Raw genomic sequence first — 25,755 nt, forward strand, 5'->3', positions numbered from 1 at the left:
AGTGTATCAATAATATAGAGCAATTTAAATATGCAATTTCAAGATATTTGCTATTCCATCAGTATACGCTAGTTTACATCGGAACGTTAGCCCGGTTATAGGCCTGAAAGATATATTTGTTCAAAACAAAGAAAGGAACCCGGATTTAGAGGGACTTGGGTGATCAAATGGATGCACCAAAAGCCGCTTTCGAATCTCTTCGTAAGGCGGCTTCATATATAAATTAACGATTACCACCCCCGGCGTCTCCGGGAGTACTCAGAAGATTGAAATCAGTTCCTTTGTATACGGATGGCGTTCTTCAGCGAACAACGCATCTGCACCAAAGCGGTCAACGATCTGACCTTCCCGCATGACGATGATGCGCTGGCTCATGCGATGTACCGCGGCCAAGTCATGCGAGATGAACACGTATGAAAGACCAAGCGATGTCCGCAGATCGGTGAGCAACTGCAAAACTGCTCCTTGCGAGATCACGTCCAGGCTGGCCGTCGGTTCATCCAGAACAACAACGTCCGGTTCAATGCCAATAGCACGTGCAATCGTGACGCGCTGACGCTGTCCACCACTTAGCTCATGGGGGTAACGTCCAGCCAAATCGCTAGGAAGCTCCACCGCTTCAAGCAGCTTTTGGACGTAAGCCTCCTTCGACGTATAGGTAAAGTGGGACAGCTCGGCGTTCCGTCCAAGTTGTTCGTACGGATCAATCAGCGAATCAGCAATCTTGAGCTTCGGGTTTAGTGCAGCCATTGGATTCTGGAAAACAATCTGAATCTTCCGGCGATGAGGTCGCAACCGTCGGCCGCTCAGCCGTGCAATATCCTGTCCACCCAGTGTAATCGAGCCTGTATCTGCATCCTCAATCCGTAGCAGACAGCGGGCGAGCGTACTCTTGCCGCACCCGCTCTCGCCAACCAGGCCAAGACATTCGCCGTGGTTCAGGGTGAAGGAAATATCGTTCACAGCCGGTCGGTCTGCACCCGCATACGTTCGGCTCAGATGTTCCACGTGAAGCACAGGATTGCCAGGGGTGCTGAGCGATGAAGCATTGTCTGAACCGGCAGTATCTATATCCGCATCTATATCCGTATGATCTGTACCCGCAGTATCTATGATTACATTGTCTGTGTCTACATGGTTTAAGTCTCTAGCAAAATCGTGGCTTCGCACACCAGATTCTTCGGACTGCATGAGTCCACGGTGTTCATCATTTGCGGTTGTCTTCATTCGGTTCCTGCCTCCTTCAATCCCGACTTCAGCGAACGACTCAGAACGGGAGCCGCATCAATCAGCTGGCGCGTATATTCATGTTGGGGATGATCGAGAATGCGATGTTTCCCGCCAGATTCGACGATCTGCCCTTCCTTCATCACAGCCAAGCGGTTGGCATAGCGACGTACATGGCGCCAATCATGCGTGATAAACAGAATGGCACATCCCGTCTCCGCTTGTTTGCGTGCCAGCAACTCCAATACGCGATGCCCAGACACACTGTCCAGTGCCGTTGTTGCTTCATCTGCAATCAGCAGACGAGGAGACAGCATCAGCGATGTGGCGATTGATGCCCGCTGAAGCTGTCCACCGCTCAATTGGAACGGATAGCGGCGCAGCAATTCAGCGCCAAGGCCAACCGATTCCAGCGCTTCCTCCGCTCGTTTCTTGCGAATAGCAGAAGACTTTTCCCCATGTACCTTCTGGTACTCATCAAAGTGTCCGCCAATGCTGCGAAATGGCGTAAACGCTCCCTGGTAGTCTTGAAAAATATATGAGATGCGGCTTCCCCGCAGGGCGCGCATCTCCTTTGGCTTCCGTTCCAGCAGGTTGCTACCTTCGAACATGACTCGCCCCGACGCATGCAAGTTGGGCGGCAGCAGACGACCAATCGCTTGCGAGAGCAAGCTTTTGCCACTACCGCTCTGTCCAACCAATGCCATGAACTCGCCTTCGCGAACAGCGAGAGAGACTTGATCTACAATCGTACGATCCCGACTGGAGATGCTCAGTTCCTCAATGGAGAGAATCATGGCTGCACCTCTTTCTTCACGTCAAACCGGTCTCTTAGATAGTCACCCAGCATGTTGGCGAGCAGCACTACCGAGACAATGGCAAGGCCCGGATAGATCATTAGCTCCGGCCGAGACTGGAAGTAAGGCCGCGAGTCGTTCAGCATCGCACCCCATTCAGGTGTTGGCGGCTGTGCGCCAAGGCCAATGTAGGACAATGATGAGATGAGTAGAATGATTTTACCCAGATCAAGACTGGCCAGCACAAGCACATGGCCTGCGATATGTGGAAGCAGATGTTTTCTCATGATACGACCGTCCGACAATCCATTGGTTCGGGCGATGCGAATGTAATCCTTTTGTGACTCAGATAAAACCGTACTCCGAACAAGACGCGCATAGCTGACCCACTTCACAATCACGATTGCCAATACCAGATTGCCGATTCCCGCGCCGAGCAAACCACTGAGCACAATCGCCACGATGGTATCAGGGAAAGCAAGAAAGGCATCCGCAATCCGCATGAACAGCTTATCGACCCAACCACGTTTGTATCCTGCGATCAAACCAAATGGAATGCCAATCAGCAGTGCGGCACCGAGTGCCAGCAAGCTATAACCCAGCGTTTGACCACCGCCAAGCAGCAGACGTGTCAGTACATCGCGGCCCAGATGGTCGGTGCCGAACGGATGGAGAGCACTTGCACCCTGCAATCGTCCGCGCAGATCGGTTAAGGTATGATCATGCTTCAGAACTAAAAAGGCATACAAGGAGGCCGCGATGACCAGCAGTGCAAACAGCAGACCAATGATCGCCTGCCAGCTATGTTTTTTAGATTTTGTAGGTGGAATGGGCAGGGGTACGGTTTTCATCGGTGGGCCTCCTTTTCCTTCAGTTTCATTTCGGGATTCAAATAACGATAAGACAGATCAACCGCCGTATTCACGAGGAATACCACGATAGCCATGATCAGAATGTAACCCTGAATCAGTGGATAATCACGCTGGCGGATGGCGTCAACAACAAGCTTGCCGATGCCCGGATAAGCGAACAACACTTCAATCACAACAACTCCACCAATCAGGCTACCGAGACTGACACCGAATACCGTAATGACAGGCGGCAGACTGTGCCGAAACGCGTGAAGCATGAAGATCCGGCCTTCAGATAACCCTCTTGCCCGGGCGGAGCGAACGAACTCCTGGCTAAGAGAATCCAATAGGCTGGAACGCAAAAGACGCACATAAACGCTGGAGATGGCAAGTCCCAGCGTCAGAGATGGCAGAATAAGTGAAGTAAATCCATCCCGGCCCATGGTCGGCAGATTGCCAAAGCGTACGCCGAACATGTCGATCAGGATCAGACCCAGCCAGAAGCTCGGCACCGCCGCACCCAGAATGGAGAGTATGCGGCTGCCGCGGTCAATCCAACTGCCACGATGGAGTGCTGATAGCGAGCCGAGCGGGATTGCTATGACGAGCATGACCAGTAGAGCGCCTATCGTCAGTTCAGCCGTAGCAGGCAGCGCACGCATCAAGGTCTGCATGACGGGCTGGCCTGTCGAATACGATACACCGAAGTCGAGTCGAACAAAATCGAGTAACCAGTTACCGAACTGGACAGGAAGCGAATCGTTGAAGCCCATTTCCTCGCGTACAGCTTCGACCTGCTCCTGACTAACGGACAGTTCGTCCACGTTCAATATCGTCAGCACGGGATCACCAGGAGCCAGACGAATGAACAGGAAGCTCACAAACATAATGAACAACAGAAAGATAAATACCTCAAGGAACTTTCGAAGCAAAATGCGAAACATTACATCACGTCCAGCTTATTGGTAATCATGTAATATTCACTGCGAGTGGTAACCCAGTTCTTGATCTTCTTGCCATTGTAGGCAACGATTGTACCTGGATGCAGCACGAATGAATTCAGTACGTTATCATGCACATAGTTGGCTGCCTTCTCGGCAAGCTCTGCGCGTTTCTCCGGTGCAACTGTGAGATTCAATTCGTCGATGATCTTGGTCAGCTCTGGATCTTCCGATCCGCTGAAGTTAAGAGCACCCTTCGGATGGTACGTCGCATTCAGGTAATAGCCTGCATCCCCACGAGGAGCCGTCAAATTACTGTACGTCGCAATATCCCAGTCACGGTTGGATGCCATATAATCTTCTGGCGTGTCAATCTGGCGAATCTGCACGTCGATACCGATCTTCTTCGCATCAGATTGGAACACTTGAGCAATCAGTGGCAGATCGGCACGGGCTGAATATGTCAGCAGCGTCAGCTGCAATGGTTTGCCATCCTTGGTCATCACGCCGTTTTGCTGCGTGTACCCTGCTTCGTTGAGATATTTTACAGCGACATCAGCTCCGGATTCCGTTGCTGTATCCGTATAGGTTGGTGCAAATGGCAGCGATGGCAGGAACGGTCCGATAGCTGCTTCGCCATAGCCGAGCAGAATCGTGTCGACGATGCCCTGACGGTCAATCAGCGCGTCCAGCGCACGACGGACATTGAGGTCCTTCATACTTTCCCGCTGCATGTTCATCGTTAGCTGATGCACGCGGAATGTCGATGTGGACTCAACCTTCATGCCGTCCAGCGCTTTGAGCGATTCGAGGCTTTCGACTTCCGGACGGTATACGATATCTACCTGCCCAGATTTGAGCGCTAGTGTACGGGCATTGGCATCTTCATTGAATGAGAACGTGATGGAATCCAGAGGCGATGCTCCATCCCAATATTCATCATAGCGATCCAGTTGCAGCTTGCTGCCTGGGGTAAAAGAGGTCAGTTTGAACGGGCCCGTACCAATGGGCTTGTTCACAATGTCCGGCTCACTCACGTCGATAATCGCCGTGTTGGGGTTCACCAGTTCCGAAGCGAACTCCGGGAACGGCTGAGTTGTAGTGATCTCCAATTTGTCGCCCTCGGCTTCAATCGTATCAATCTTCAGCGCATTCTGGATGGCTACATTCTCTTCCAGTGCCCGCTCAAGGGATGCCTTAACGGATTCACCCGTCATTGGCTTGCCGTTCTGGAATGTCACATCATCTCGCAGGTCGATCGTCCAATGCTGCCCATCTTCGCTCTCCCAGCTCTCGGCGAGCCATGGAGCAACCGTCAAGTTCTCTTCATCGAGACGAACCAGCGTTTCCGTAATGCCCGCGCGCAGCGGCACATAGCTGGAATCCACATGTGGATCTAGCGAACTGGTGGAGAAGTTATATAGGAAATGAACATTCTTATTATCGGTGGATGGTTGCGCAGCGGGACTGGACTCAGATGATCCGCAGGCGCTCAACAGTCCAGCGCTCAAAGCCAAGGAGACCAGCGCTAGCAGTGGCGTCTTTTTATTCAAGGTAATGCCCCTCTCTCTTAATCGTAATCATTATGATCTAAACAATGAGTATTATCATATCGTAATGATTACGTTTTGACAAGAGTTATATTGGTGTTAGAACGAGAAAGAATCCGACTCTCGGATGAGAGCGGATTCTTCATGTTTTTTGTTACATATAAATGATTGATTAGTGGGCATTTCCTTTGCGATCCGGGATTGTTTACAGGTAGAACCATGCAAGATTCCTCGAAGAGTTACAATCCAGTTTCGTAGTCTTCCAGCAAATGTGACCAGTAACCTCGATGTACTTTAAGGATTGGACAGAATAGAGCTTATGCGGAACATTTCAAATACAAAATTCGTTTAGGGACTATAGAGGGGGATTTCCATGAGAAGATATTCACTTATCGTCTTAATGATTGCTACAGTTATGATCCTGATTCTTAGCGGCTGCCAAAGTTCTATGAAGCCCGATCAATCTGGAGATAGTAAAGTACCGAAGGAATTACACACCTTCTATCCTGGCGATATTACACAGGTTGATTCTATTGAAATGATGAGTGGTGGTAATGGTACTAAAAGAACAACCACAGATCAGGTACTGATTCAGGAATGGATTGAAAAGGTACGTGATTTAGAAATCGTACTTGATCCGGACCAAGAAGATGCTACAGGGGTATTGTTCCATGTCACGATGTTTGAGCAGAGAAAAGAAGTGCTGTACATGACACCTACCGATATGAATCATCAGCGAATGCAACCACAGTTGGAATTGGCTGACCGAATGTCGGAACTTTATGATGCCATAGAATAAGATATGATTGTTCTAGTAGCCTTTATTTCAAAATGACTACATGCTGAAAAGTTAGATATGAAATTATCCTTCGTAATCATCTTCTAGTTTAGGTATGAATGGGGAGAGAAAGGGATCATTATTCTCCATTACTTTACCTCGGACTAAAGTGTAGACCTTAAACTGATTGAAAGATTCCGTATCATCACTATCTTTTACATAAAGAATTCCATAGGAGCCCGGAGCTATTACACCTACCTTTTTCAACACTTCGGTGGGATCATACTTTGATATAGGTTTGTGATTATCCAGTCCCGCTATCCATAGTTGAAAGTTACCATTAACTGCTCTCAAGTCCAAAACACCTGTAGGCCAATTTAGCTCCTCTACATATTCCCTCAGATGTTGAATAACTAAACCATACTGATACTCATTTTCTTCAAACGACGCACTTTCTCTAATGGTTGCCCAGCCATGATATTCGTACATTACTTTTCACAACCCCTCATCCGTATCTATGTGGGCTAGTTGACTATAAGGGTCATTATCTTTAATCCGTTCTTTCAATAATCGCTTTAAAGGGAGCATGTCCTGTTTCAACATTTCTCAGCAAAGTAGGCTTTCTAAACCTTAGACTACACTGTAATTTAAAGATCGCTGTTGTTTCATCTAAACCTATAAAGATTACATTAATCCATATAGGCACCATTGGCTCTAAACCGCAAAGAACATTCACCGTTTTGACTAACGGTAACTGCTTTCCTCCTATATTATCCTCACTCAAAATATTCAATCGCATCATATCATCTGCACTATTCAATGGCTTATCCTTTTCCCTCACAGGCTCGATAATGAATCTATATTCATTAGATGTTAACCCAATTTCATTTGAGATTTCTTGAATTGTCTTTAATAAATTTTCTTTGAATATTTCTTTATTCATCTGTTTTATTGGTTCCAAAGTCATCCCCTCAGTTTACTCAATATGATTTAATTCAATGTCGCTAATATCTTGAACTGAAATATTTAAATGTCTCCAATACTTAAGAGGATAAGCTGAACCACCTACAACCATTTCGCCTTGTCTTATGGTAAAACTCTCGCCTCGTTCAAAGAGTTTTATCATTGGTTCGTAGAGGTCGATGTATTGAATTGCTTCACCCACTCCTTGATCTGCTAATTCGGAGACTTCTAAATAACCGTAGCAAATTACCCTCACATAAGGTTTTCCTAGCCTGTCCAGTTTTGAACAAGCCCGATATACCTTTTCATCTATAGCTTTTCCAAGAATTTTAGCAAAACTAAATAGGGGATATTGATCTATTGAAGCATCCATCTCATTTAATAATTGATTAACTCGTCTAAGATATTCTTTAATCAAAACATGAGAAGAAGATTCTAGTAAGCTATCTTCTCTATCCTCAAATGAAATAGACGATAAACGTTCAATAGCTTTTGTTAGTAGCTGCCCCATGTGTTGCTCTCCTCTCGATTAACTATTAAACCTATTTAGAGTTACGTACAAGGTAACGACTAAATAACGCAGCCCTGGCAACTGCGTTATCGTTTTAAAGTATGTTCTTTAATCTCAATCAGTCGTATTCAATATACACGCTGCAACCGTTCGTTTTGGCTAATTCTAAAAATGTTGATATCTGATGTGCTACTTCTGGGAGAGTAGGAACAATGTTCTTAACATTCTCTATTTGCTCATCAGTTACTTTACTCACATTGAAGGACTTAAATAAATGAATAGCTTAATCAAGGTCCTGTATTTCCCATGGACTTCCCTCATACCAACCTTCATGGGCATAGGATTCTTTTAGAGTACCATTGTCAGCAGACTCATAATGGCACATAAGGTCCAATAATGTCTCAAAATATCCATTCCACATCTTTAGAACATTCTTTTCGGTAAAGCTTTCAAATACAATTTGGATTATAGAATATCCTTCGAAACCAACATAGTAAGTATCAATAACGTTTTCTTCTTTCATAGCTCAACCTTCCAACGCTGATAGTGCCCAATAAATTAGGCATTCCTTCTGAAAAAAACATTCTTTTTTTAGGAGGAAATATCAATCCATGTATGACACAGCTGTCTTGATAATATTCGTTAATTTTAATTCAGGATATTTTTTATCATATTCCTTGAGGGTGTTGACATATTCTGTACTTTGGAGATTATAAGCTATTTCTTCAAACACCTCACTAACCCAAATAATTTCGTCCTTACTACAGTTCTTGAGGAACTGAATCGTCTCATCTTCATTTTGGCTTAGTATATTAATTAGTTCATCTCTGTATTGCTCGATTACTGGATCGTTCATATGAAGAGCCGCTCTTTTTCGTATTACTTCTCTTGCCTCTTCAATCATTTATTGTGACCTCCATTTAGAACATTCAACCCAATCGATTTACAATTCTTCAAATCATATTAGGATCTTTATAGCACCAATCAGAGTCATAAGGCTTTGAATATATCTTTTGTATGTCTTCCCAAGTGTAGACCCAATCGTAATCAGACACCCAGAAATAGTCGGATTTATTAAGATTCAGATATTCATAAACGAAACGAAGAATGACATCTTCTGCTCCAAACACTTCTTCTATTGTACCTACTCGAATGAGTTCGTGATCAGGATCTAAATCAAGATCTTCATAGTCACCGAATATTACACTCTTATTTTCCTTTGCCTTCACATACATAATGAATTGATGATTATTCTCGTCGCTGTTGTAGGAATGATCCAGAATGTTCAACGTTGTAGAAGAGAATTTTCCATTTTCAAGGTTTTTATGATTATCAAAAATAATCCGGTTGTCAGAATTAAACGCTGCAATCATAGTGTCAGACAAAAACTTTTCTGGCGTATACTTTTCACGCTCCGTTAAGAAAAATGCAGTGGTTCCCATTTTATTTTATTACCTCCTTTAATTTGTCCAACGAATTGACGACGGTAACGCCATAAGACTTAATATCTTTCAACATGCTCTCATGTTCATCTCTTAGATTATTCAAGGGTTTATCGATATATAAGACAACCTTTTTGTTGTCAGGATTGAAAAAATCAGGATGATCGCGCTGAGTCATTTTCAAAAATTGCTCAGAGTCTACTGCTTTAATGGAAGCCTTCACTTCAATTATCACATCTTTTGTAACAACATCTAAATCTCCGGCAGCTTGACCATCCTTTTTTAATACTTTTAGTCCAAATCCTACAATTTCTGTTTCGTCTCTTACAAAATTTGCAACCTTTGCTTCGGTTGCTTTACCAATGTTGGAGCTACCCAGAAAGTTATCAACATCCCGATTAATATTCTTTGGATGTTGATCTACCCATGTGAGTTCAGCCCCAGCAAGGTTAGTGTACGTTGTTTTACTCTTTTCCTTAACTAAAGTTCCATTATTTTTAATCTTTTCTGTATTCCCAAGAGTAACAGTCTCCGCCTTATCACTCTTAGCCTTAGCAGCCTCAATATGTTGCTTAATCTTTGCCACAGCAGGATTAGAAGCAGGCAATCGAAACGGCCCTTTACCACCTGGCATACTCCCACGAACCATTTGAATCCCCATGAAAATCTGACTGAACTTCAGAGACGCAACCATCATCTGAGCATATTTATCCGATACAGCCTCTCCCGTCGTAGGATGAATCCCCATCTCAAACGCCTTGATCTGTAACGCAAAAATATCTTCCCCAGGCGGTTCAACATTCACAGCTTGCATGCGATTAAAGTCCAGATTTCCCTGATCCCTCTGATAAGCCTGAAGAGCAGCCTGATCCGCAACACCATTCTCGTTGACAGGCATCCATACCCACTTACCAAACATATTGATTTGCGCCATCCGATAGCCCTTATCACCCGAACCTGAATCCCCTGATGATTTGGTCATCATAGCTGCGGCACCGACAGCTCCAAACGCACCACCCAGACTTCCCTTTTGAGCATCTGCATCTTGGAAACGCGTGGCGATATCCTTCAATTCCTTCGATGTGTTCACCATACTCTCCAGCGCTTTATCCAGTATAGGTCGTGACTGCTCGAACTCATAGTAAAATCGCTCCTGCGTCGCGCCCATCCACATCATCTGAACGAACATGATCTGTCTCGTCAGATCACTTCGTATACTCTCCAACTGTTGTCTGGCTTGATCCACCTGATTCGATACGTAATGTAGTTGTTCAGGGGTAACTTTGATTGTACTCATACGTTTCTCCGCTCATTCGAAATATGATTCTCCTATGTTAGCAGAAGTTTAATATGTAAACTATCCGGCTAACATCCTGATTTCACCATGGTAAAAACACAAGCTGTGCTCCTCATCGGTGCTATGGTCCTATATGCATATACCCACTTCAAGGCATATCCTACCAGTTTCAGTAAGCCCCCCTCCTACTTCATCTCCTCCAACATCACCCGATACCGTACAATCTGTTCCGCTGTCGCCTCTTCCCGCAATGATTCCAACAATGCCGTGCACCTTATAAAATACCGATCCATCCCAAGCTTATCCGCTAACTGAATCGCCTGCAAAATGAATTCCACGGCCTCCTGCGGTCTTCCCATCCACCGTTCATACAAAGCCCGCTGATAACAGTAATGATACATATCATCGTTGTTTGAAGAACCCTCCTCTCTGCTAACGCCCTGTATCAAATCCTCAAACATATGTAAAACCCGATCAATCTGCCATCTATGCCGCACTGCTGCTTCCGTAATCACCTTCAGACCTGCCAACCATTCCTCCGGATGCTCAAGCAAAAAGTTCACAAACTCCTCCAGAAGCTCCACCTGCCCGGCTTCAATCTCAAGAGCATACCGATTCACCTGTGCCTTATGCTTGAATTCCTGCACCACCTGCAAACCTACCTCATCCAGATCCTCCATCCACCCCAGTTCTGCATATTGATCGATACATGCCCGCGCCTGATCTACCTGTCCCATCTTCTGGTGAGCCATACCCCGCATCAAATGACTGAACCCGTAATAGTAGACCAAGGGCCGCTCGATGTGTATATGTGGTGCAGGCACTCCCTTTGACCGATACTCCTGCCGCTCTTCATGGATAGACTGCACACATTGATATAACATGTCCGCCCTCTCCATTACCTTGTTCCAATTTTCAAAAGCCACAGCCATGTCCAACATTTCAACAATGATGTCCGGTTTGAGTGATTTTAGGATAGAAGTTCGCAAAGAGAAGCCCTCCTTAATTATCCACTTTTTTATAATTGTATAGATAAATCAAAAAAAGATCAATCTAAATTGTACTTATAAGTACTTTTATTTAATAATTCCCTTTTCATTTATTAGTCTGTAAGGATTCCATAACCTCTTCTAACCTTAAGTGGAGGTGATCAAATGAGTTTACCAGAGGACGTAGGAAATCGAATACGTGAGTTAAGGAAGGCAAAAGGCTGGACTCAGGAACAACTGGCGGAAGCAGCAGGTCTTCATTACAGCTATATTGGTGGAGTTGAACGGGGAGATCGTAACATTTCTTTGGAGACTCTGGAGAAAATAATTAAAGCTATCGGAACTGAAGCACATGAGCTATTTCGATTCGATAAAGATGCCAAGCGACAAGAGGTGGTAGACCAATATATAACTCTAATTAGCGACAGCACTAACGAAGAAATCTATACACTTGTAAGGATAAATAAAGAAATTATCAGTGCACTAAATAAAAAACACAATTAAATACCCTTCACTTTCTCTTGCAATTTTTTCATGATCAACTTCCCTCAAGTGAAATACGCATCTTCATTTTCACCGAATTTTAAATTAATTAATATATCTAGGGGGTCTTGAATTGACTAATATAACTTGGACAAAAAAAACAATTACTGATATTAAGGAGACTATACCACTAGTCTCAAAATTAGTAGTAGATAATCTCAAGGAAAACTTCAACGAGAATGGTCAGGGAATATTAAACAATTTAAATGGTGCTTTGGGCATTTCTGTAAAACTATTGGGTCAGAAACTCATTGATAACTATTTCAATGGACTATCAGAGCAAAAATTGAAGAATTTCGGTTTAGGGACATACTTTATATCTGCATGTAACCAAGCAGAGAGCTCTCTTCAAAATATTGATAGCATTAGCTTGGATCTTACTACGCGTAAAATTATCATAGAGAGATTTGAAGAGGTATTTAGTGGTATTCAGAATTCAATTGATGAATCCGACCTAGTTCTACACTTCTCACCTATTAGACATCCTGCAGTTTCTATAGTACGAACTGTGTGTGAAACGATATTATTTGAATATATTAATGAACCTAATAAACAAAGTATAATTGATTCTTTTACTAAGGATTTTAATTTAAATATAGGTTCAAAAATAGAATCAGCATTTGGTGATGACTATAACAATCACATTAGAGAGGTTGAGGAAAAATGGACCAAGAATAAAGAAGGGAAACTCTTAAATGACATGTTAGATTTGAATCGTATAGGTTTTGCAGAGAACGAAGATTTAAAATACCAAGAAACATATGCATATTGGAATAAAGTTGATGATTATAGGGATTCTAATAATGAGATTAAACTACATAATGTAGATACATTTGAAAACTCTTTAGTTCCAGTAGACAGTCTTATTGCACAGTACTTTAATAGAGGCAATGATAAAATTGAGAAAGTCTTATTTATCTTGGCCGATTTTGGAAAAGGTAAGTCTATTTTTTTGAAACACAAAGCCTCGACACTTGCAAAACGTTATCAACAGCGTGGTGAAGGAATCATACCAATCTACTTTAATCTTAGGGATTTTGATCAATATGATAAAGGGAGCGGGTTTGGGGTTATTAGTGATTATTTGGGAATAAAGTACGGAATCGATGTGCAAGACGAGTTTTTCAGTAAAAATGAATTTTTCTTTTTAATAGACTCATTAGACGAGTGCGGAAATTTAACCGAAGAACGAATTGATAAGGTAATTTCATCAATAAAGAAAATACAAACAATTAATGTTAAAAATTGTAGACAGAACCGCATAGTGATTACTTCTCGTCCTATAGAGCATGGCATACTTAAACATTTAAACAGTAATGATCCATTTGTAATTAATAATAACGAGAACCGACCGATATACCATTACATCTCTATTTATGGATTTAAAAAGGAACAGTTTAATGATTCAATTATGGATTCTTTGAGAAGGACATCCCCTCTAACTTCAGGTGATTATACGGGAATGTCAGAACAAATCATCGAAGCTGTTAATTTAGGAAAAGATTTTGATATATACAGTAAGCTTACCTCTTCAAAATTATTAACACATACTGAACTTAGACGCCCAATTTTCTCTTATATGATATATAAACTCATAATTAACAAATCTGATTTATCTTTATCAAATAAAGTAGGAATTTACTTATCCTTTATAAATGTTTTAACTAAAGAAGCCAAGTATATTGATTCTTCCCTTGAAGTTAATTTAAAAGATGAGTATAAATTTAGAAATATTTTGCACGCAACTGCAGCACTTTGGATGTATGAATCCTATAGAGGGAATCAGGGTTTCCTAAAAAAAGATAATATAAGTGATACTATTGAAGGCTCAACTATTAATAGATCTGATATTCAAAAAATGAATATCTATAAAGATATTGAGGATGTCGAATTTTTATCTCAATCCTACTTCGGACAGAATGGTAATGTTTTTTATTTTCAGCACCAGTCTTTTGCAGAAATACTGCTCGCAGAATACTATTTAAAAATTTTCATTCATTATGCATTGTATGATTCTTCTACAGTTGAAACTGTCAGGGTAAGATTGATGTTAGGAAACCCAACTGAACAAACAATTGACTTTTTAATAGGGTTACTTACACTTTTGAAAGAGTGTGTGTCCGAAAATCCTGATGAATTAACAATTAAAAAACGAAAACTGCTCTTCCCTATGCTTGCGTCTTTATCCACGTCAGACTTCAGTAAAGGCTTATTTAGTCAATTTCTTAAGTTTAAATGGTTTGACAATTATCCCATTGACAAAAATACTGTAGAGCCACCACTAGAACTAATAGAAAAATGGATTATTGATAAAGAAGTGATTGACAAAATAATAAAATTGGCAAGAGATGTTATATATTCAAAAACAAATTATCTACTGACATCAGTTAATTCCAACCACTCTTCTTTGTATAATAACGAAGTAACTCAAGTTAGCGATACTATAAATAATATCCCTCCAGATATTGATCGGTGGCTATCATTTTTAGTAGGAAATATCTTATATACCAATGATAAGAAAAGAGTTTTTTTTACAAGTGGTATTACTGACCCGAAAATTATCTTTGATATGTTCCGAAATTGGAGTCTCTTCTCCGACACCGTTTCTCCAGATTGGGGAAGATCATTATTCCGTGGTCTTACTTTAGAAGATAACACTTCTGATGAACCAATCTTTCAGGATAGATACGGTCCTAGAACGGTCAAAACCTATTCATTGTCTGGTCTTTCCATGCGACAAATGAACTTCTCATATTCTAAAATTAACAATATTTCATTCAACAATTGTGAAATAATTGGTAGCAATTTTACTGGGTCTGAAATATCAAATGTCAGTTTTGAGAATTCTGATCTGCGAGGGACCTCATTTAAAAGTGTAATCTTCAAAGATGTTAACTTCACATATTGTTTGTTAAATAACTCAACATTTAATTACATCCGAATAGAGGATAAACTATCTTTAGAACTATGCCAGATAGCTCAAGGAATTATACTACCTAAACCTTTGAGTGTTTTTCTGAAGAAGAGTGAACAGGGATTAATTGATTTCGGAGGAAAAGCTTATGTAGGTAACGACTTTCGTAATATGAGAGAACATAGGAGTATAACCAGTATGTTTTCTGTTATTGAACCTTTTCTTAGACTTGTGCTTAAAAGTGAAAAGACATTTGCCAGTCCAGACGAAATTCTAAATTGGTTCATTTTTGAGAATCAAGAAGATAAAGAGTATTTCAATAGACTTTTAAATAGACGAGCAAGGAGAATAAAAGTATTAAGATAAGTAAAATATTGATGCCGTTAAATGAATCAATGTACTTCTGTAGTAGTTGAATAAACTGTTGGATTCCTTCTCAAATCAGAAGTCGTTTTTATAAAGTAAACCTATTCTTGATATAGTTTCTCTCTTAACACCAGATATCACAACAACATTATAGCGATTTTGCTAAAGACTACTTCTTATAGATTGGGAGTAGTCTTTTTAGTATATATTTTTTTTTATTTCTAGGAACTACTTCCTGTGTCAGTGTCCTTCTTTGATTTGCAATTTTGTATAATAATCCCTCCTATTTTACATATTTCAACACAAATAATTAATATGCTGTGTGAATTGAACTAAACATTTACACGAAACAGAGAGACAGGAATAACCTGAAGAAGCGGACCGTTCACCTTTATCCCCGGATTTACCTTTATAAAAGAAATCAAAAAAATCTGGGGATAAAGATGATCAGAAGGTTTGATCTGTTATCGGAGTGCCCAGTGTAAATATTATATATTTCAACTTATATAACAAACTATTTTTTATTTCAAATAACTCCCCGCTCCAACTCCGCAAACTCCACTCTGTTCCGCCCATTCTGCTTCGCCTGATACAATGCCTTATCCACCGCAGCGAACAGTTGCGTCAAATACCCCTCCGGATTGTCCGGCACATGCACAACTTCAAAGTCCTCAAAGGCCAGAATTCCAATACTAATCGTAATCGACACCTGCGTACTCTCGTGATCCACCATGATGTGGTTGGACTCCACAGCTGTTCTTACGCGCTCCGCGATTTGATTTGCCAGATCATGCTCCGTGTGCGGAAGGTAGATCATGAACTCTTCCCCGCCATAACGCGTCAGGATATCCGTACTGCGAATGGATTGTTTGACGGCCTCCGCCGTGCGAACGAGCACTTCATCCCCGATGACATGCCCATAGCGATCATTGATCGCTTTGAAGTAGTCGATATCGAGCAGCAGGAGTGAGAATGGTGTTTTGTATTGAATATTGGTAATAACCTCGTGATTCAGATGTTGGGTCAGATAACGACGGTTGTAACAGTTGGTTAAACTGTCCGTCAGGGCGAGTTCCTCCAGTTTGCGATTGGCCTCGGACAACTCCTGACGGATCAAGTCTAGCGCCTGGTTTCGCTCCTGAAGCGTTACGTTCTGGCGATTCATCTCTTTCACGTAGAAACGCTCCTGTGAGACATCCTGAAACGTGAGAATATGACCGATCGGCACAAGAGCCGAATCCACAATCGGAGAAGATTGCAGGATATAGTGCCGGATATTGTTGTCCCGCTCCATGATCACTTCAATGTGAGAGAGGGTATTTTCTTTTTTCTTATAGTGATTCACAAACTCCCGGCAGCTGCCCACAACATGAACAGACTCCAGAAAAGCTTCCATATCAAAAGAATCCCCCACATGCAGATCCATAAAAGATCGTGAGGCTTTGTTCGCTTCAACAATGACTTCATTCTCATCCAGTACCAGAATGCCATATGGAATGGTATTGATAACATCCTCATGGGCGATGGAGACCAGATCGAACACATTGTATCTTTTGATCACATAGACAAAGAACAGGTCCGATAGAAAGATCCCCAGCGAAGTCATGCCAGGAATGATCGGCAACCAGCGGGCTAGAACGACATTCAGAATCGCATCAATCGTTGCAAAAACAGCCAACACCAAGATGCCCCACAGGGTGATTCTCACCTGTTTTTTGATCATGGCAGAAGTCTGCGAAGAATACACCGCCCGGAATAGAACCACGAGAGAAGTCAAGAAATAGCTCACCAGAATAGTCATCACAACCCAGAACCAAAGGCCGTAATCCCGCTCGATGTACCCGCCCTCCAGTGGGATGACGAACTCGTTCCATGGATTAGCGACCACACCTATAGCCCCGATCACCGCAGGGACAAATAGCAAGAAGGTTCCTTTTGCACTCAGACGCTCTGAATAACCGGTAATAAAGATCGTCAGTAGAAGCCACCCGCTCCCAAGCAAGGAGACCGCAACGAAAGATAAGGTAACGTAGAACAATTGCAGACCGGAATCATCCGTGAGCGTACTCGCAAATTGACAGAAAGGCCAGAGCATCATCAACCCGTGAAATAAAAAGTACACTTTATGTAAGTTCGTAATTCTAACCGTAGCAAACACATATACACCTACACCAAACAATAGGACAAATAAAAAGAGATCATACCATACTAAAGGGTTCACGAATCTTCTCCTTCTTAGATGCTACAATGACAACGTGGTTGTTCATGATTCTATGTGATACTTATATATAACTTCAATAAACACCTATACAATTCTGCTACGCCAAACTTATTGGTTAATTTAACCATATCTTATCACACCACCATAAGGGTGAGTAGCCCATACACTGGAAGTCCGACCAACCTCTGATCGAAATGCTGATCTATTTCTGATTATTTATGAATGCCTTTGAAGGTTTAGAGTACAAACAGGAGAGGAGATCATCTGCTCGGGAGTTATTCAGCTATCATCAAGTGGTCGATATCGAGCCATCCGGCTACCGGACGGCCCTTGTATCATTCGGTTACTGCATGTAGAGGGAGATTGTCCGTGAATAGATCGGGGTTATGCTTGAGCATCTCCGTAATTACCTCTGCTGTCTTAGCCGCATCACACACTCTTACGACCGCATCGCCGAGCTTTCCTGTACGCATCGCACCTTCGCGAACCAGTACCTCATCTACTTTCCAGAAATGCTCCGACCATGGCAACCCACAATGTCTGCGGGATGGTACTGAAATCTGACTTCCATCCGGTAAAACCGTATACAGCATCTCATGCTCGTCCGTCATTCTGCCAGGGATGTCCACCCACTCTTCGACCCCGTGGATAAATGTATTCCGCTTCAAGTCAACGCCTACTAACAAGATCGTCGCTTTCCGATCAAGCAGTTTCCCCCATGCTGAACCTCTCGCACACGGTGTGTCGAAGAGATGATCGTCCTTCGTAAACGCCTCTGCGTCCCGTCCCAGTGCTGCTACCGAGTGCGTTGGGTGCCACGAACGAACTACGCCCGGACGTTTACGAAATAGTTCAGGAAGAATACCCACACAGCAGGAAGAAGTTTCCACGTGGAACACTGGATTATCTGCATTAATGGTAGACCATGTATGCGTGGGAAGCACCAACAACCCATCTTTCATATAGTCGCTAAAGGCATCCAACACTGTGTCTGCTCCACCTTCAACCTCCCCTAAACTCTTCATTGAAGAGTGAATGAGCAACGTGCCTTGCCCATCCAAACCGAGCTGCTTTAGTTGCTGCATCAAGCTATCTTTTGTATACATGTCCTTCCTCCTTCATTTCTTATCCCTTTTCGATGAAAAAGCAAATCCTTGCTCAGCTTCACATCATGCTTCTCAGCATAACAAACAAAGGGCCGAGGGTTAACCCCCGGCCACAGAGAAAAAAATTGGTTGAGTTCAGGCAGTAGCTGCCACTCCACTTTTACTTAATAATAACGTACTCCAGATTCACCAGCTTCGCATACGTCACGATCTGATCTGTCGTCAGGTTCAAGGATACAACCGTATGGTGACCACCACCATTTTCGATCCATGCTTTTACCCCGTCCTGGAAGTTTGGCTTCACGCTCCACAGAACACGTGCTACCGGCAGGTTAGGTGCTGGAACGGTTGGCTCAAATGCGGATACTTCGTTGATCAACAGTTTGTAATGTGTACCGAAGTCTGCCATGGATACCACAACACCTTCACCCGCTTTGCCATCAAATACAAGACGAGCTGGATCTTCACGATCGCCAATGCCCAGTGGGGACACGATGATTCTCGGTTTGGTGCTGGCAAGTGTCGGATCTACTTCAAGCATGTGAGATTGCAGGATCGCTTCCTGTCCAGCGGCCATCTCGTATGTGTAGTCTTCCATGAAGCCTGTGTTCTCGTTATGGGCCATGATTTTCAGCAAGCGATCCAGCGCAGCTGTTTTCCAGTCACCCTCACCGGCAAATCCGTAACCTTGAGCCATCAGGCGTTGTACAGCCAGACCCGGAAGTTGTTTCATGCCATGCAGATCTTCGAAGTTTGTAGTGAAGGCACTGTAACCACCTTCGTCCAAGAAACGTTTGATCGCAATTTCATAACTCGCTTGCACACGTACACTGGCTTCCCAAGCTTCCTTGCTGTTCGTGCCGTAATCGAATTCGTAGAGGTCTCCATACTGAGCGATCAGATCATCGATTTCCTGCTCTGTTACAGCGTTCACGTATTGCACGAGGTCGCCAATACCAAAGTAATCAACGGTCCATCCGAATTGGATCTGCGCTTCCACTTTATCACCTTCGGTTACGCCCACGTTGCGCATGTTGTCACCGAAGCGCGCTACTTTGATGTTAAAGCTCTCATTATAAGCTACCGCTACGTCCATCCAGTCAGCAACCTGTTGTTGCACTTCTGGGCGCTCCCAGTAGCCAACAACGATTTTATTTTGTTTTCTCAGACGGGCATTAATGAAGCCATATTCACGGTCACCGTGTGCCGCTTGGTTCAAGTTCATGAAGTCCATATCGATGGTTGCCCACGGAATGCTTTCGTTGAATTGGGTTGCCAAGTGCAGCAAAGGTTTTTGCAGCAATTTTGTACCACGAATCCACATTTTCGCTGGGGAAAACGTATGCATCCATGTGATCACACCTGCTACTTCGTCACGGTAATTGACTTCTTTCATCGTGCTCGTGATTTTATCTGCGCTTACCGCCAGATCCTGCAATACGAGCGGGTAAGGTAGCACACCACTTGCATTAAGGGCATCCGTGATTTTCTGTGCGTTGGCTTTTACTTCACCCAATGCTTCTTCTCCGTACAAGTGCTGTGAACCGACCACAAACCAGAATTCTTTTCCTGCTGTTGCTGACATATAATCATCCTCATTTCATTATTTTATAGTCGAATAAATGGGTTACACTGGACCACTGCGCAGCCAGAATAATCTTCCGATCACTGTTATCCCCAGATTTTTTTGATTCCCTTTTCTAAAGGGAAAATCCGGGGATAAAGGTGAACGCTCCGCTTCTCCAGCTTTCTTCTGTCTTCTCCGTTATCGTGTAAAAGTTTTATACAACTTCGTTGGCAGTAGTAGCACAAGACCTATTCGCTTGAATTATTATCAACCGATCGCTACATAACCTAATTACTTCTGTCCGTAATACGCGTCTTTTCCGTGTTTTCGCAGATAGTGTTTATCCAAAATGCCTTGCGGCAGTTCTTTCGCGAAGTTATTTAACTGCCGCGCGTACAGGTTCATTTTGCATACCTCTTCCAGCACGACACTGTTTACCACCGCAGACTTGGCATCTTTTCCCCACGTAAACGGTGCGTGACCATGGAGCAACACTGCCGGAACAGCCATAACATCAATCCCACGCTGCTCAAACGTTTCAATAATGACGCGTCCTGTCTCCGCTTCGTATCCACGATCAACCTCATCCTGGTTCAGGAAACGTGCACAAGGCACTGCTCCATAGAACGTGTCTGCATGTGTTGTACCCATTACAGGTACGTCCAGTCCGGCTTGCGCCCAGATGGTCGCCCACGTGGAGTGTGTGTGCACGATGCCACCAATCTCCGAGTAATGCTTATATAGTACGGCATGTGTTGCGGTATCCGAGGAAGGTCTCATCTCACCCTCCACCACGTTACCGTCCAGATCAACCACAACCATGTCGCTTGCTTTCATCGTATCGTAGCTGACGCCACTTGGTTTGATGACGAACAGACCACTTTCCCGATCGATTGCGCTGACGTTACCCCATGTGAATTTTACAAGTCCGTGCTTTGGCAGTTCCAGATTCGCCTGGAATACCTCTTCTTTCAGTTGTTCTAACATGTTATTCCCTCCCGTTCTCTACCAGATGATCTACAGCTGATTGCTCAATCGCAAGTCCACTCCGGTAGCGTTCGATAAATGCTTCGAACCCTTTCACATCCGATGCATCCGGCGCCACTTCGACACCCTCCACATCGTTAAAGACTTTCTGCTCCAGGAACACATCCAGGCTCTCCTCTTGATCCTTGTTGATCATGTACGAAGCCAGAAGCGCCATGCCCCATGCGCCGCCTTCACCAGCGGTAGACATTACCGACACCGGCACGTTCATCGCAGCAGCTACAATCCGTTGTCCAACGACAGGGGTCTTAAATAGGCCACCGTGAGCCAAAATACTGTCAATGGCTACATTCTCTTCCTCCGTCAAAATGTCCATACCCAACTTGAGTGCACCGAAGGCACTGAACAGATGTGTCCGCATGAAGTTTGCCAGATTGAAGTTGCTTTCTGGGGAGCGGACAAACAATGGACGGCCTTTCTCAAGTCCCGTAATGTTCTCGCCTGAGTAGTAACCGTAGCTGAGCAAGCCACCACCATCAGGGTCTGCCTCCAAAGCCTTGTTAAACAACACGCTAAACAACTTGGCGTTATCCACTTCATATCCCATTGCTTGAGAGAATTCACGGAACAGTCCAACCCATGCGTTGATATCACTGGAACAGTTGTTGGCATGCACCATCCCTACTGGACTGCCATCCGGCGTGGTGACCATATCGATCTCGGGATACACTTTGGACAATTCCTTCTCCAGTACGATCATCGCAAATACGGATGTGCCAACGGAGATGTTCCCCGTACGTTTTCTCACGCTATTTGTTGCCACCATACCCGTTCCGGCATCGCCTTCTGGCGGGCAGAGCGGAATGCCTGCTTGCAGATCTTCCGAAGGGTCGAGTAACTTGGCTCCCGCTTCCGTCAATTCACCTGCATTCTCACCCGCGAGATATACCTTGGGCAGAAGGTCCCCAACTTTCCACGGATAACCTTTGCCTGCAATCTGTTCATCGAACTGTCGGATCATGGATGGGTGATAGTTATGTGTAGACTCGTCAATTGGGAAAATGCCTGATGCATCGCCGATCCCAATCGCCTTATTGCCCGTCAGCAACCAGTGGATGTATCCAGCCAAGGTTGTCAGGTGATCGATCCGTGGCACATGCACCTCTTCGTTCAAAATGGCTTGGTACAAGTGGGCAATGCTCCAGCGTTCCGGAATATTGAATTGCAGAAGATCCGTTAGCTCTCTTGCAGCTGCTCCTGTAGTAGCATTACGCCAGGTGCGGAAAGGTACCAACAGTTCACCCGCTCTATCCAATGCGATATATCCGTGCATCATGGCCGAGAATCCGATAGAACCGACCGTTCGCAGCGTGATTCCGTATTTCTGTTCCACATCTTGCTTCATCTCACGATAAGCCGTTTGCAGACCTGTGATGATATCCTCCTGGTTGTACGTCCAATATCCATCTTTCAGGAGGTTCTCCCATTCATAACTGCCTGACGCGATGGTCTCAAAACGCTCGTCAATCAACACCGCTTTAATCCGCGTTGATCCAAATTCAATACCGAGCGAAGTAGCGCCCTTGGTAATGGCTTCTTTCAAGTCCAGTTGACTCATAATCACGTGTATCCCCTCTCCGGTCGCGATTTCACATCCCAAAGGATGCATATATAAGGTGAAGCTTTTACTTATGGCAGTAACTAATAATGAATTTTGTATAAATGCTTCCTGTTGTGTTTTCAAAGAATGCGCTTTCCTTTTCTGACAGCCTTAGTATATTTTTTGTACGTACATTTGTCAATAATATATAATAGTTATACTTACAAAGAGCACATATCGTGCTCTATTTGATCAATAAAAGGACTTAAATGGCTATAAATTGGCTATGCTGTAAGGTACACCTCCATTCAAAAAGGCTGGATATGTACGGTTTATTTTGAAAAATGTTCGGTTTTATTTTCATCCTATCTGAATCATGCTAAAATATGTACGTACAACTATTTGAACAACAACGTTTATATAGATGAGTAACGATGAAAGAAGTGGACTACGTGAAGCCAAAATATCAGGTCATCATTGATGATATAAAGAGTCATATCCTTTCGGGGACATATAGCATAGGCGAACAGATCCCCACCGAGTTGGCATTACAGGAAAGCTACAACGTAAGTCGCCAGACGGTGCGGAAGGCTATTTTGGAGTTATCAAACGAAGGGTTTTTACGAAGCGAAAAGGGTTCAGGAACTTACGTTAGCAATCAGTATCGCTCTCGATCAGGCGGCAACACATCGAAGAAAACAATTGGTGTGATCACGACATACATCTCGGATTATATCTTTCCGTCCATTATCCGCGGTATTGAGAGTCGTCTGAATGAGGACAACTACTCGTTACTACTGGCCAGTACTAATAATGATGTAGCGCAGGAGAAAAAAGCCCTTGAAATGATGCTCTCCTACGGCGTGGATGGCCTGATTGTCGAACCGACCAAAAGTAATCTCTACAATCCCAACATTGCATACTACCTATCGTTCAAAGAGCAGGATGTGCCGTTTACGATGATTAATGCGTTCTATGAGGAGCTGGAAGTTCCGTTCTTCTGCCTGGATGACGTGCAATCCAGTTATCTTGCCACACGGGAATTGATCTCTAAAGGCCATACCCAGATCGGAATTATTGCCAAAATGGATGATCTACAAGGCAAATACCGGATGAAGGGGTACATCAAGGCGCTGGGTGAAGCGAAGTTACGGTTCCATCCTGAGCAAGTGCTTTCCTTTGATACCGCATCGAAACCGGATTTATCCTCTAATGTAGCAACGTATCTGGACGAAAACAGGGATTCGCTCACCGCGATTGTCTGTTACAACGATGAGGTGGGACTGGAGGTCGTGAACGCCTGCAGGCAACTGGGCATCTCGATCCCCGATGAGTTATCCATCATTGGACAGGACAATTCGTACATCGCCAAGAACGCCAACATCAGGCTGACAACGCTAACCCATCCCCAAGAACAAATGGGCCGCGATGCTGCCGACTGGGTGATCAAGAATCTGCAAGGCAAAAAGGATCTGCCCACAAACACCTACTATCAGCCGGTACTGGTTGAGGGAGAGACAGTGAAGGAGATCGAAGTGGAATAATATTGTTGTGGGACAGGCAATGAGTTGTTACCGAACGTTTCTGTTCAGCATACTTAAAGAAGGCCGCGAGAATATCTGCGGCCTTCTTTGTTCTTGTTCAATATAATGAGGGATTAACTTCTTCTTACATATACATATACATATGCATATACATCTTCTCTAAGCGAAACTACTTCTCCTCATCCGCTTCATCACTCACCAGACTTACAACGACGCCTTTCTTCTTCAATTTTTTCACAACCTGCTCTGCACGCTCATTCAACGGATTGTTAGCCAAATATACCTCTGTTAGATGTGGAATGGTTTCGAGCACTGCAATATCCTCAATGAGGTTATCTTCTACATATAGATACTCCAAGGTTGGATGGTTCTTGAAAGGTGTCAGATCTTGAATTTTATTATCATTCATAATGACCCATTCCAACTTTAACTTCTGAAGAGGACTTAGATCAGTCACCTGATTACCACTGGCGAGCAAACTGGTCAGCTTATGCATATTTTTTAATGGAGCCAGGCTTTTGATTTTGTTATCGTCTATAACCAGATTTTGCAGACTAGTCAGACCTAAAAGTGGCGAGATATCTGCAATCTGATTGCCTTCAACAGCTAAGAACGTCAATTTCTTTAACTTGTTGAGTGGCTTAATATTTTTTATATTTTGACCAGGCAAGAATAGATCCGTCATATTAACGGCATGTTCAAGACCTTGCAGGTTAGAAATCTTACTTTTTAATTCCATAGCATATAGAGATTTTAATTTTTTCAAATCGGCAGCCTTTATTTCCTTCTTAGCCGACATCTTCAGATCTGCTCGAATAACTTTGGCCAAGACCGGGTCCTTAATAAGCGACGACGCAGCCAAAACGCTCGTTGCCGGTAATAATACAAAAACCAAACAAAGTACGATCAACTTTTTGATGAATTGATTATGCATGTAGAATCTCCTTACATTATTTAATAATACAAATATACCATGATCTGGAATGTAATACATGAATATTATTTTCATCCTAATTTAATAAAAAGAACGGATAATGGACTACTTCATCAAGGATTGTAACCCTCTGTGCTTCATACCTGAAAACTTGTGGCTGAGGGTAAGCCCGCAGAGGTAAAAACCGCCCCACAGGTTAAAGACATTTTCGGATTGGAATGTACGGTCATAGAAGACCCCGTCTCGGGATCACCCATGGTGGTGCCTAAAGGGCGATATCATGCGAGATAGACCAATAGCGGCAGTCGCGACAAAGATCCCTTTGTCCTAAGTGTCGCTATTTTATTTCGTCCACCACACCTCTTCCTCAGTCATGCCGTTTGCCTAATCCGTTATTCTCATCTCTACCCATTGCTTCACTCTCTTGGCTGTTATGGACTCTGATCAAACATCCCCTCTACAATGAGGACTACACCAAAAAGCCATACGGATGATGGTCCGTGGTATTATCCCCTTTAAGTAGACATTTGAAAAAACCTTCATGTTATCATGAGGGTTCAAGTGACACTTGGAGGGGATATTTTTATGGCCAAAAAAGGACAAACATTTCACACGTATACCGAAGAA

23 protein-coding genes and 1 pseudogene are annotated in these 25,755 nt (G+C 43.5%); 5 read left to right on the forward strand and 19 right to left on the reverse strand.

Going from position 1 to position 25,755, the window contains the following annotated elements; translation table 11 throughout:
* Nucleotides 1-258: 258 nt before the first annotated feature.
* From PAEAM_RS19525 to nikA, 5 genes are read right to left on the reverse strand one after another with little or no spacing between them, the layout of a single operon-like run.
* The gene (locus PAEAM_RS19525; RefSeq protein ID WP_100528659.1) at nucleotides 259-1,227 is read right to left on the reverse strand and encodes an ABC transporter ATP-binding protein; all 969 of its coding nucleotides are present in this window, start codon (nucleotides 1,225-1,227) and stop codon (nucleotides 259-261) included.
* Nucleotides 1,224-2,024 carry an ABC transporter ATP-binding protein gene (locus PAEAM_RS19530; protein WP_036671813.1) on the reverse strand — a complete coding sequence of 267 codons (801 nt, stop codon included), beginning with the start codon at nucleotides 2,022-2,024 and terminating at the stop codon, nucleotides 1,224-1,226. Before PAEAM_RS19530 ends, PAEAM_RS19525 begins: the two co-directional genes overlap by 4 nt.
* Entirely contained in the window at nucleotides 2,021-2,875 is an 855-nt protein-coding gene (gene nikC / locus PAEAM_RS19535; RefSeq protein ID WP_100528660.1) for a nickel transporter permease, read from the reverse strand. The genes PAEAM_RS19530 and nikC overlap by 4 nt, the downstream gene beginning before the upstream one ends.
* A complete protein-coding gene (gene nikB, locus PAEAM_RS19540; protein WP_100528661.1) occupies nucleotides 2,872-3,819 on the reverse strand; it encodes a nickel ABC transporter permease in 948 nt (315 codons plus the stop codon). Before nikB ends, nikC begins: the two co-directional genes overlap by 4 nt.
* Nucleotides 3,819-5,369, reverse strand: coding sequence for a nickel ABC transporter substrate-binding protein (gene nikA / locus PAEAM_RS19545; RefSeq protein WP_100528662.1), 1,551 nt, complete (start codon nucleotides 5,367-5,369; stop codon nucleotides 3,819-3,821). The genes nikB and nikA overlap by 1 nt, the downstream gene beginning before the upstream one ends.
* A gap of 370 nt (nucleotides 5,370-5,739) precedes the next feature.
* Between nikA and PAEAM_RS19550 the strand changes: the two genes are divergently transcribed.
* Nucleotides 5,740-6,165 carry a hypothetical protein gene (locus tag PAEAM_RS19550; protein ID WP_100528663.1) on the forward strand — a complete coding sequence of 142 codons (426 nt, stop codon included), beginning with the start codon at nucleotides 5,740-5,742 and terminating at the stop codon, nucleotides 6,163-6,165.
* Between the two features lie 63 nt (nucleotides 6,166-6,228).
* Here the strand turns inward: PAEAM_RS19550 and PAEAM_RS19555 are convergent, their stop codons facing one another.
* The 8 genes from PAEAM_RS19555 to PAEAM_RS19590 all read right to left on the reverse strand — a co-directional run bounded on the left by PAEAM_RS19555 (nucleotide 6,229) and on the right by PAEAM_RS19590 (nucleotide 11,346).
* On the reverse strand, nucleotides 6,229-6,633 hold the full coding sequence (locus PAEAM_RS19555; RefSeq protein ID WP_100528664.1) for an Imm7 family immunity protein: 405 nt from the start codon (nucleotides 6,631-6,633) through the stop codon (nucleotides 6,229-6,231).
* 61 nt (nucleotides 6,634-6,694) lie between these two features.
* A complete protein-coding gene (locus PAEAM_RS19560) occupies nucleotides 6,695-7,087 on the reverse strand; it encodes a hypothetical protein (RefSeq protein WP_165789985.1) in 393 nt (130 codons plus the stop codon).
* Nucleotides 7,088-7,120: 33 nt separating this feature from the next.
* Nucleotides 7,121-7,618 carry a hypothetical protein gene (locus tag PAEAM_RS19565; protein ID WP_100528666.1) on the reverse strand — a complete coding sequence of 166 codons (498 nt, stop codon included), beginning with the start codon at nucleotides 7,616-7,618 and terminating at the stop codon, nucleotides 7,121-7,123.
* 283 nt (nucleotides 7,619-7,901) lie between these two features.
* Nucleotides 7,902-8,141 carry a hypothetical protein gene (locus PAEAM_RS19570; protein WP_100528667.1) on the reverse strand — a complete coding sequence of 80 codons (240 nt, stop codon included), beginning with the start codon at nucleotides 8,139-8,141 and terminating at the stop codon, nucleotides 7,902-7,904.
* A gap of 81 nt (nucleotides 8,142-8,222) precedes the next feature.
* Entirely contained in the window at nucleotides 8,223-8,522 is a 300-nt protein-coding gene (locus PAEAM_RS19575; RefSeq protein WP_100528668.1) for a hypothetical protein, read from the reverse strand.
* Between the two features lie 49 nt (nucleotides 8,523-8,571).
* The gene (locus tag PAEAM_RS19580; protein WP_100528669.1) at nucleotides 8,572-9,060 is read right to left on the reverse strand and encodes a hypothetical protein; all 489 of its coding nucleotides are present in this window, start codon (nucleotides 9,058-9,060) and stop codon (nucleotides 8,572-8,574) included.
* Nucleotide 9,061: 1 nt separating this feature from the next.
* The gene (locus PAEAM_RS19585) at nucleotides 9,062-10,357 is read right to left on the reverse strand and encodes a WXG100 family type VII secretion target (protein ID WP_100528670.1); all 1,296 of its coding nucleotides are present in this window, start codon (nucleotides 10,355-10,357) and stop codon (nucleotides 9,062-9,064) included.
* Nucleotides 10,358-10,542: 185 nt separating this feature from the next.
* Nucleotides 10,543-11,346, reverse strand: a complete 804-nt coding sequence (locus PAEAM_RS19590) for a DNA-binding protein (protein ID WP_100528671.1) — start codon at nucleotides 11,344-11,346, stop codon at nucleotides 10,543-10,545.
* A gap of 165 nt (nucleotides 11,347-11,511) precedes the next feature.
* On the opposite strand from PAEAM_RS19590, the gene PAEAM_RS19595 reads away from it, so the two are divergent.
* Entirely contained in the window at nucleotides 11,512-11,850 is a 339-nt protein-coding gene (locus PAEAM_RS19595) for a helix-turn-helix domain-containing protein (RefSeq protein ID WP_100528672.1), read from the forward strand.
* A 112-nt stretch (nucleotides 11,851-11,962) separates the two neighbouring features.
* On the forward strand, nucleotides 11,963-15,169 hold the full coding sequence (locus PAEAM_RS19600) for a pentapeptide repeat-containing protein (protein ID WP_100528673.1): 3,207 nt from the start codon (nucleotides 11,963-11,965) through the stop codon (nucleotides 15,167-15,169).
* 526 nt (nucleotides 15,170-15,695) lie between these two features.
* Here the strand turns inward: PAEAM_RS19600 and PAEAM_RS19605 are convergent.
* The 5 genes from PAEAM_RS19605 to PAEAM_RS19625 all read right to left on the reverse strand — a co-directional run bounded on the left by PAEAM_RS19605 (nucleotide 15,696) and on the right by PAEAM_RS19625 (nucleotide 22,668).
* Nucleotides 15,696-17,390, reverse strand: a complete 1,695-nt coding sequence (locus tag PAEAM_RS19605; protein ID WP_100528674.1) for a histidine kinase N-terminal 7TM domain-containing diguanylate cyclase — start codon at nucleotides 17,388-17,390, stop codon at nucleotides 15,696-15,698.
* Nucleotides 17,391-17,725: 335 nt separating this feature from the next.
* Nucleotides 17,726-18,496: an AAC(3) family N-acetyltransferase gene (locus PAEAM_RS19610; protein ID WP_100528675.1), complete on the reverse strand. Its 771-nt coding sequence runs from the start codon at nucleotides 18,494-18,496 to the stop codon at nucleotides 17,726-17,728.
* Nucleotides 18,497-18,656: 160 nt separating this feature from the next.
* The gene (gene araA, locus PAEAM_RS19615) at nucleotides 18,657-20,081 is read right to left on the reverse strand and encodes an L-arabinose isomerase (protein WP_100528676.1); all 1,425 of its coding nucleotides are present in this window, start codon (nucleotides 20,079-20,081) and stop codon (nucleotides 18,657-18,659) included.
* Nucleotides 20,082-20,354: 273 nt separating this feature from the next.
* Entirely contained in the window at nucleotides 20,355-21,050 is a 696-nt protein-coding gene (locus tag PAEAM_RS19620) for an L-ribulose-5-phosphate 4-epimerase (RefSeq protein WP_036611813.1), read from the reverse strand.
* A 1-nt stretch (nucleotide 21,051) separates the two neighbouring features.
* Complete coding sequence (locus tag PAEAM_RS19625) at nucleotides 21,052-22,668, reverse strand: xylulokinase (protein ID WP_100528677.1); 1,617 nt, start codon at nucleotides 22,666-22,668, stop codon at nucleotides 21,052-21,054.
* Nucleotides 22,669-23,102: 434 nt separating this feature from the next.
* Here PAEAM_RS19625 and PAEAM_RS19630 point away from each other — a divergent pair, with 434 nt between their 5' ends.
* The gene (locus PAEAM_RS19630; RefSeq protein WP_100528679.1) at nucleotides 23,103-24,194 is read left to right on the forward strand and encodes a GntR family transcriptional regulator; all 1,092 of its coding nucleotides are present in this window, start codon (nucleotides 23,103-23,105) and stop codon (nucleotides 24,192-24,194) included.
* A gap of 169 nt (nucleotides 24,195-24,363) precedes the next feature.
* Here the strand turns inward: PAEAM_RS19630 and PAEAM_RS19635 are convergent, their stop codons facing one another.
* The gene (locus tag PAEAM_RS19635) at nucleotides 24,364-25,128 is read right to left on the reverse strand and encodes a leucine-rich repeat domain-containing protein (RefSeq protein ID WP_100528678.1); all 765 of its coding nucleotides are present in this window, start codon (nucleotides 25,126-25,128) and stop codon (nucleotides 24,364-24,366) included.
* A gap of 147 nt (nucleotides 25,129-25,275) precedes the next feature.
* On the opposite strand from PAEAM_RS19635, the pseudogene PAEAM_RS32385 reads away from it, so the two are divergent.
* Nucleotides 25,276-25,419, forward strand: a pseudogene (locus tag PAEAM_RS32385) (ABC transporter ATP-binding protein); the annotation flags it as partial.
* Nucleotides 25,420-25,755 lie beyond the last annotated feature (336 nt).

It is taken from the genome of Paenibacillus sp. GM1FR, from assembly GCF_002803315.1.
GTDB classification, from domain to species: Bacteria; Bacillota; Bacilli; order Paenibacillales; family Paenibacillaceae; genus Paenibacillus; species Paenibacillus amylolyticus.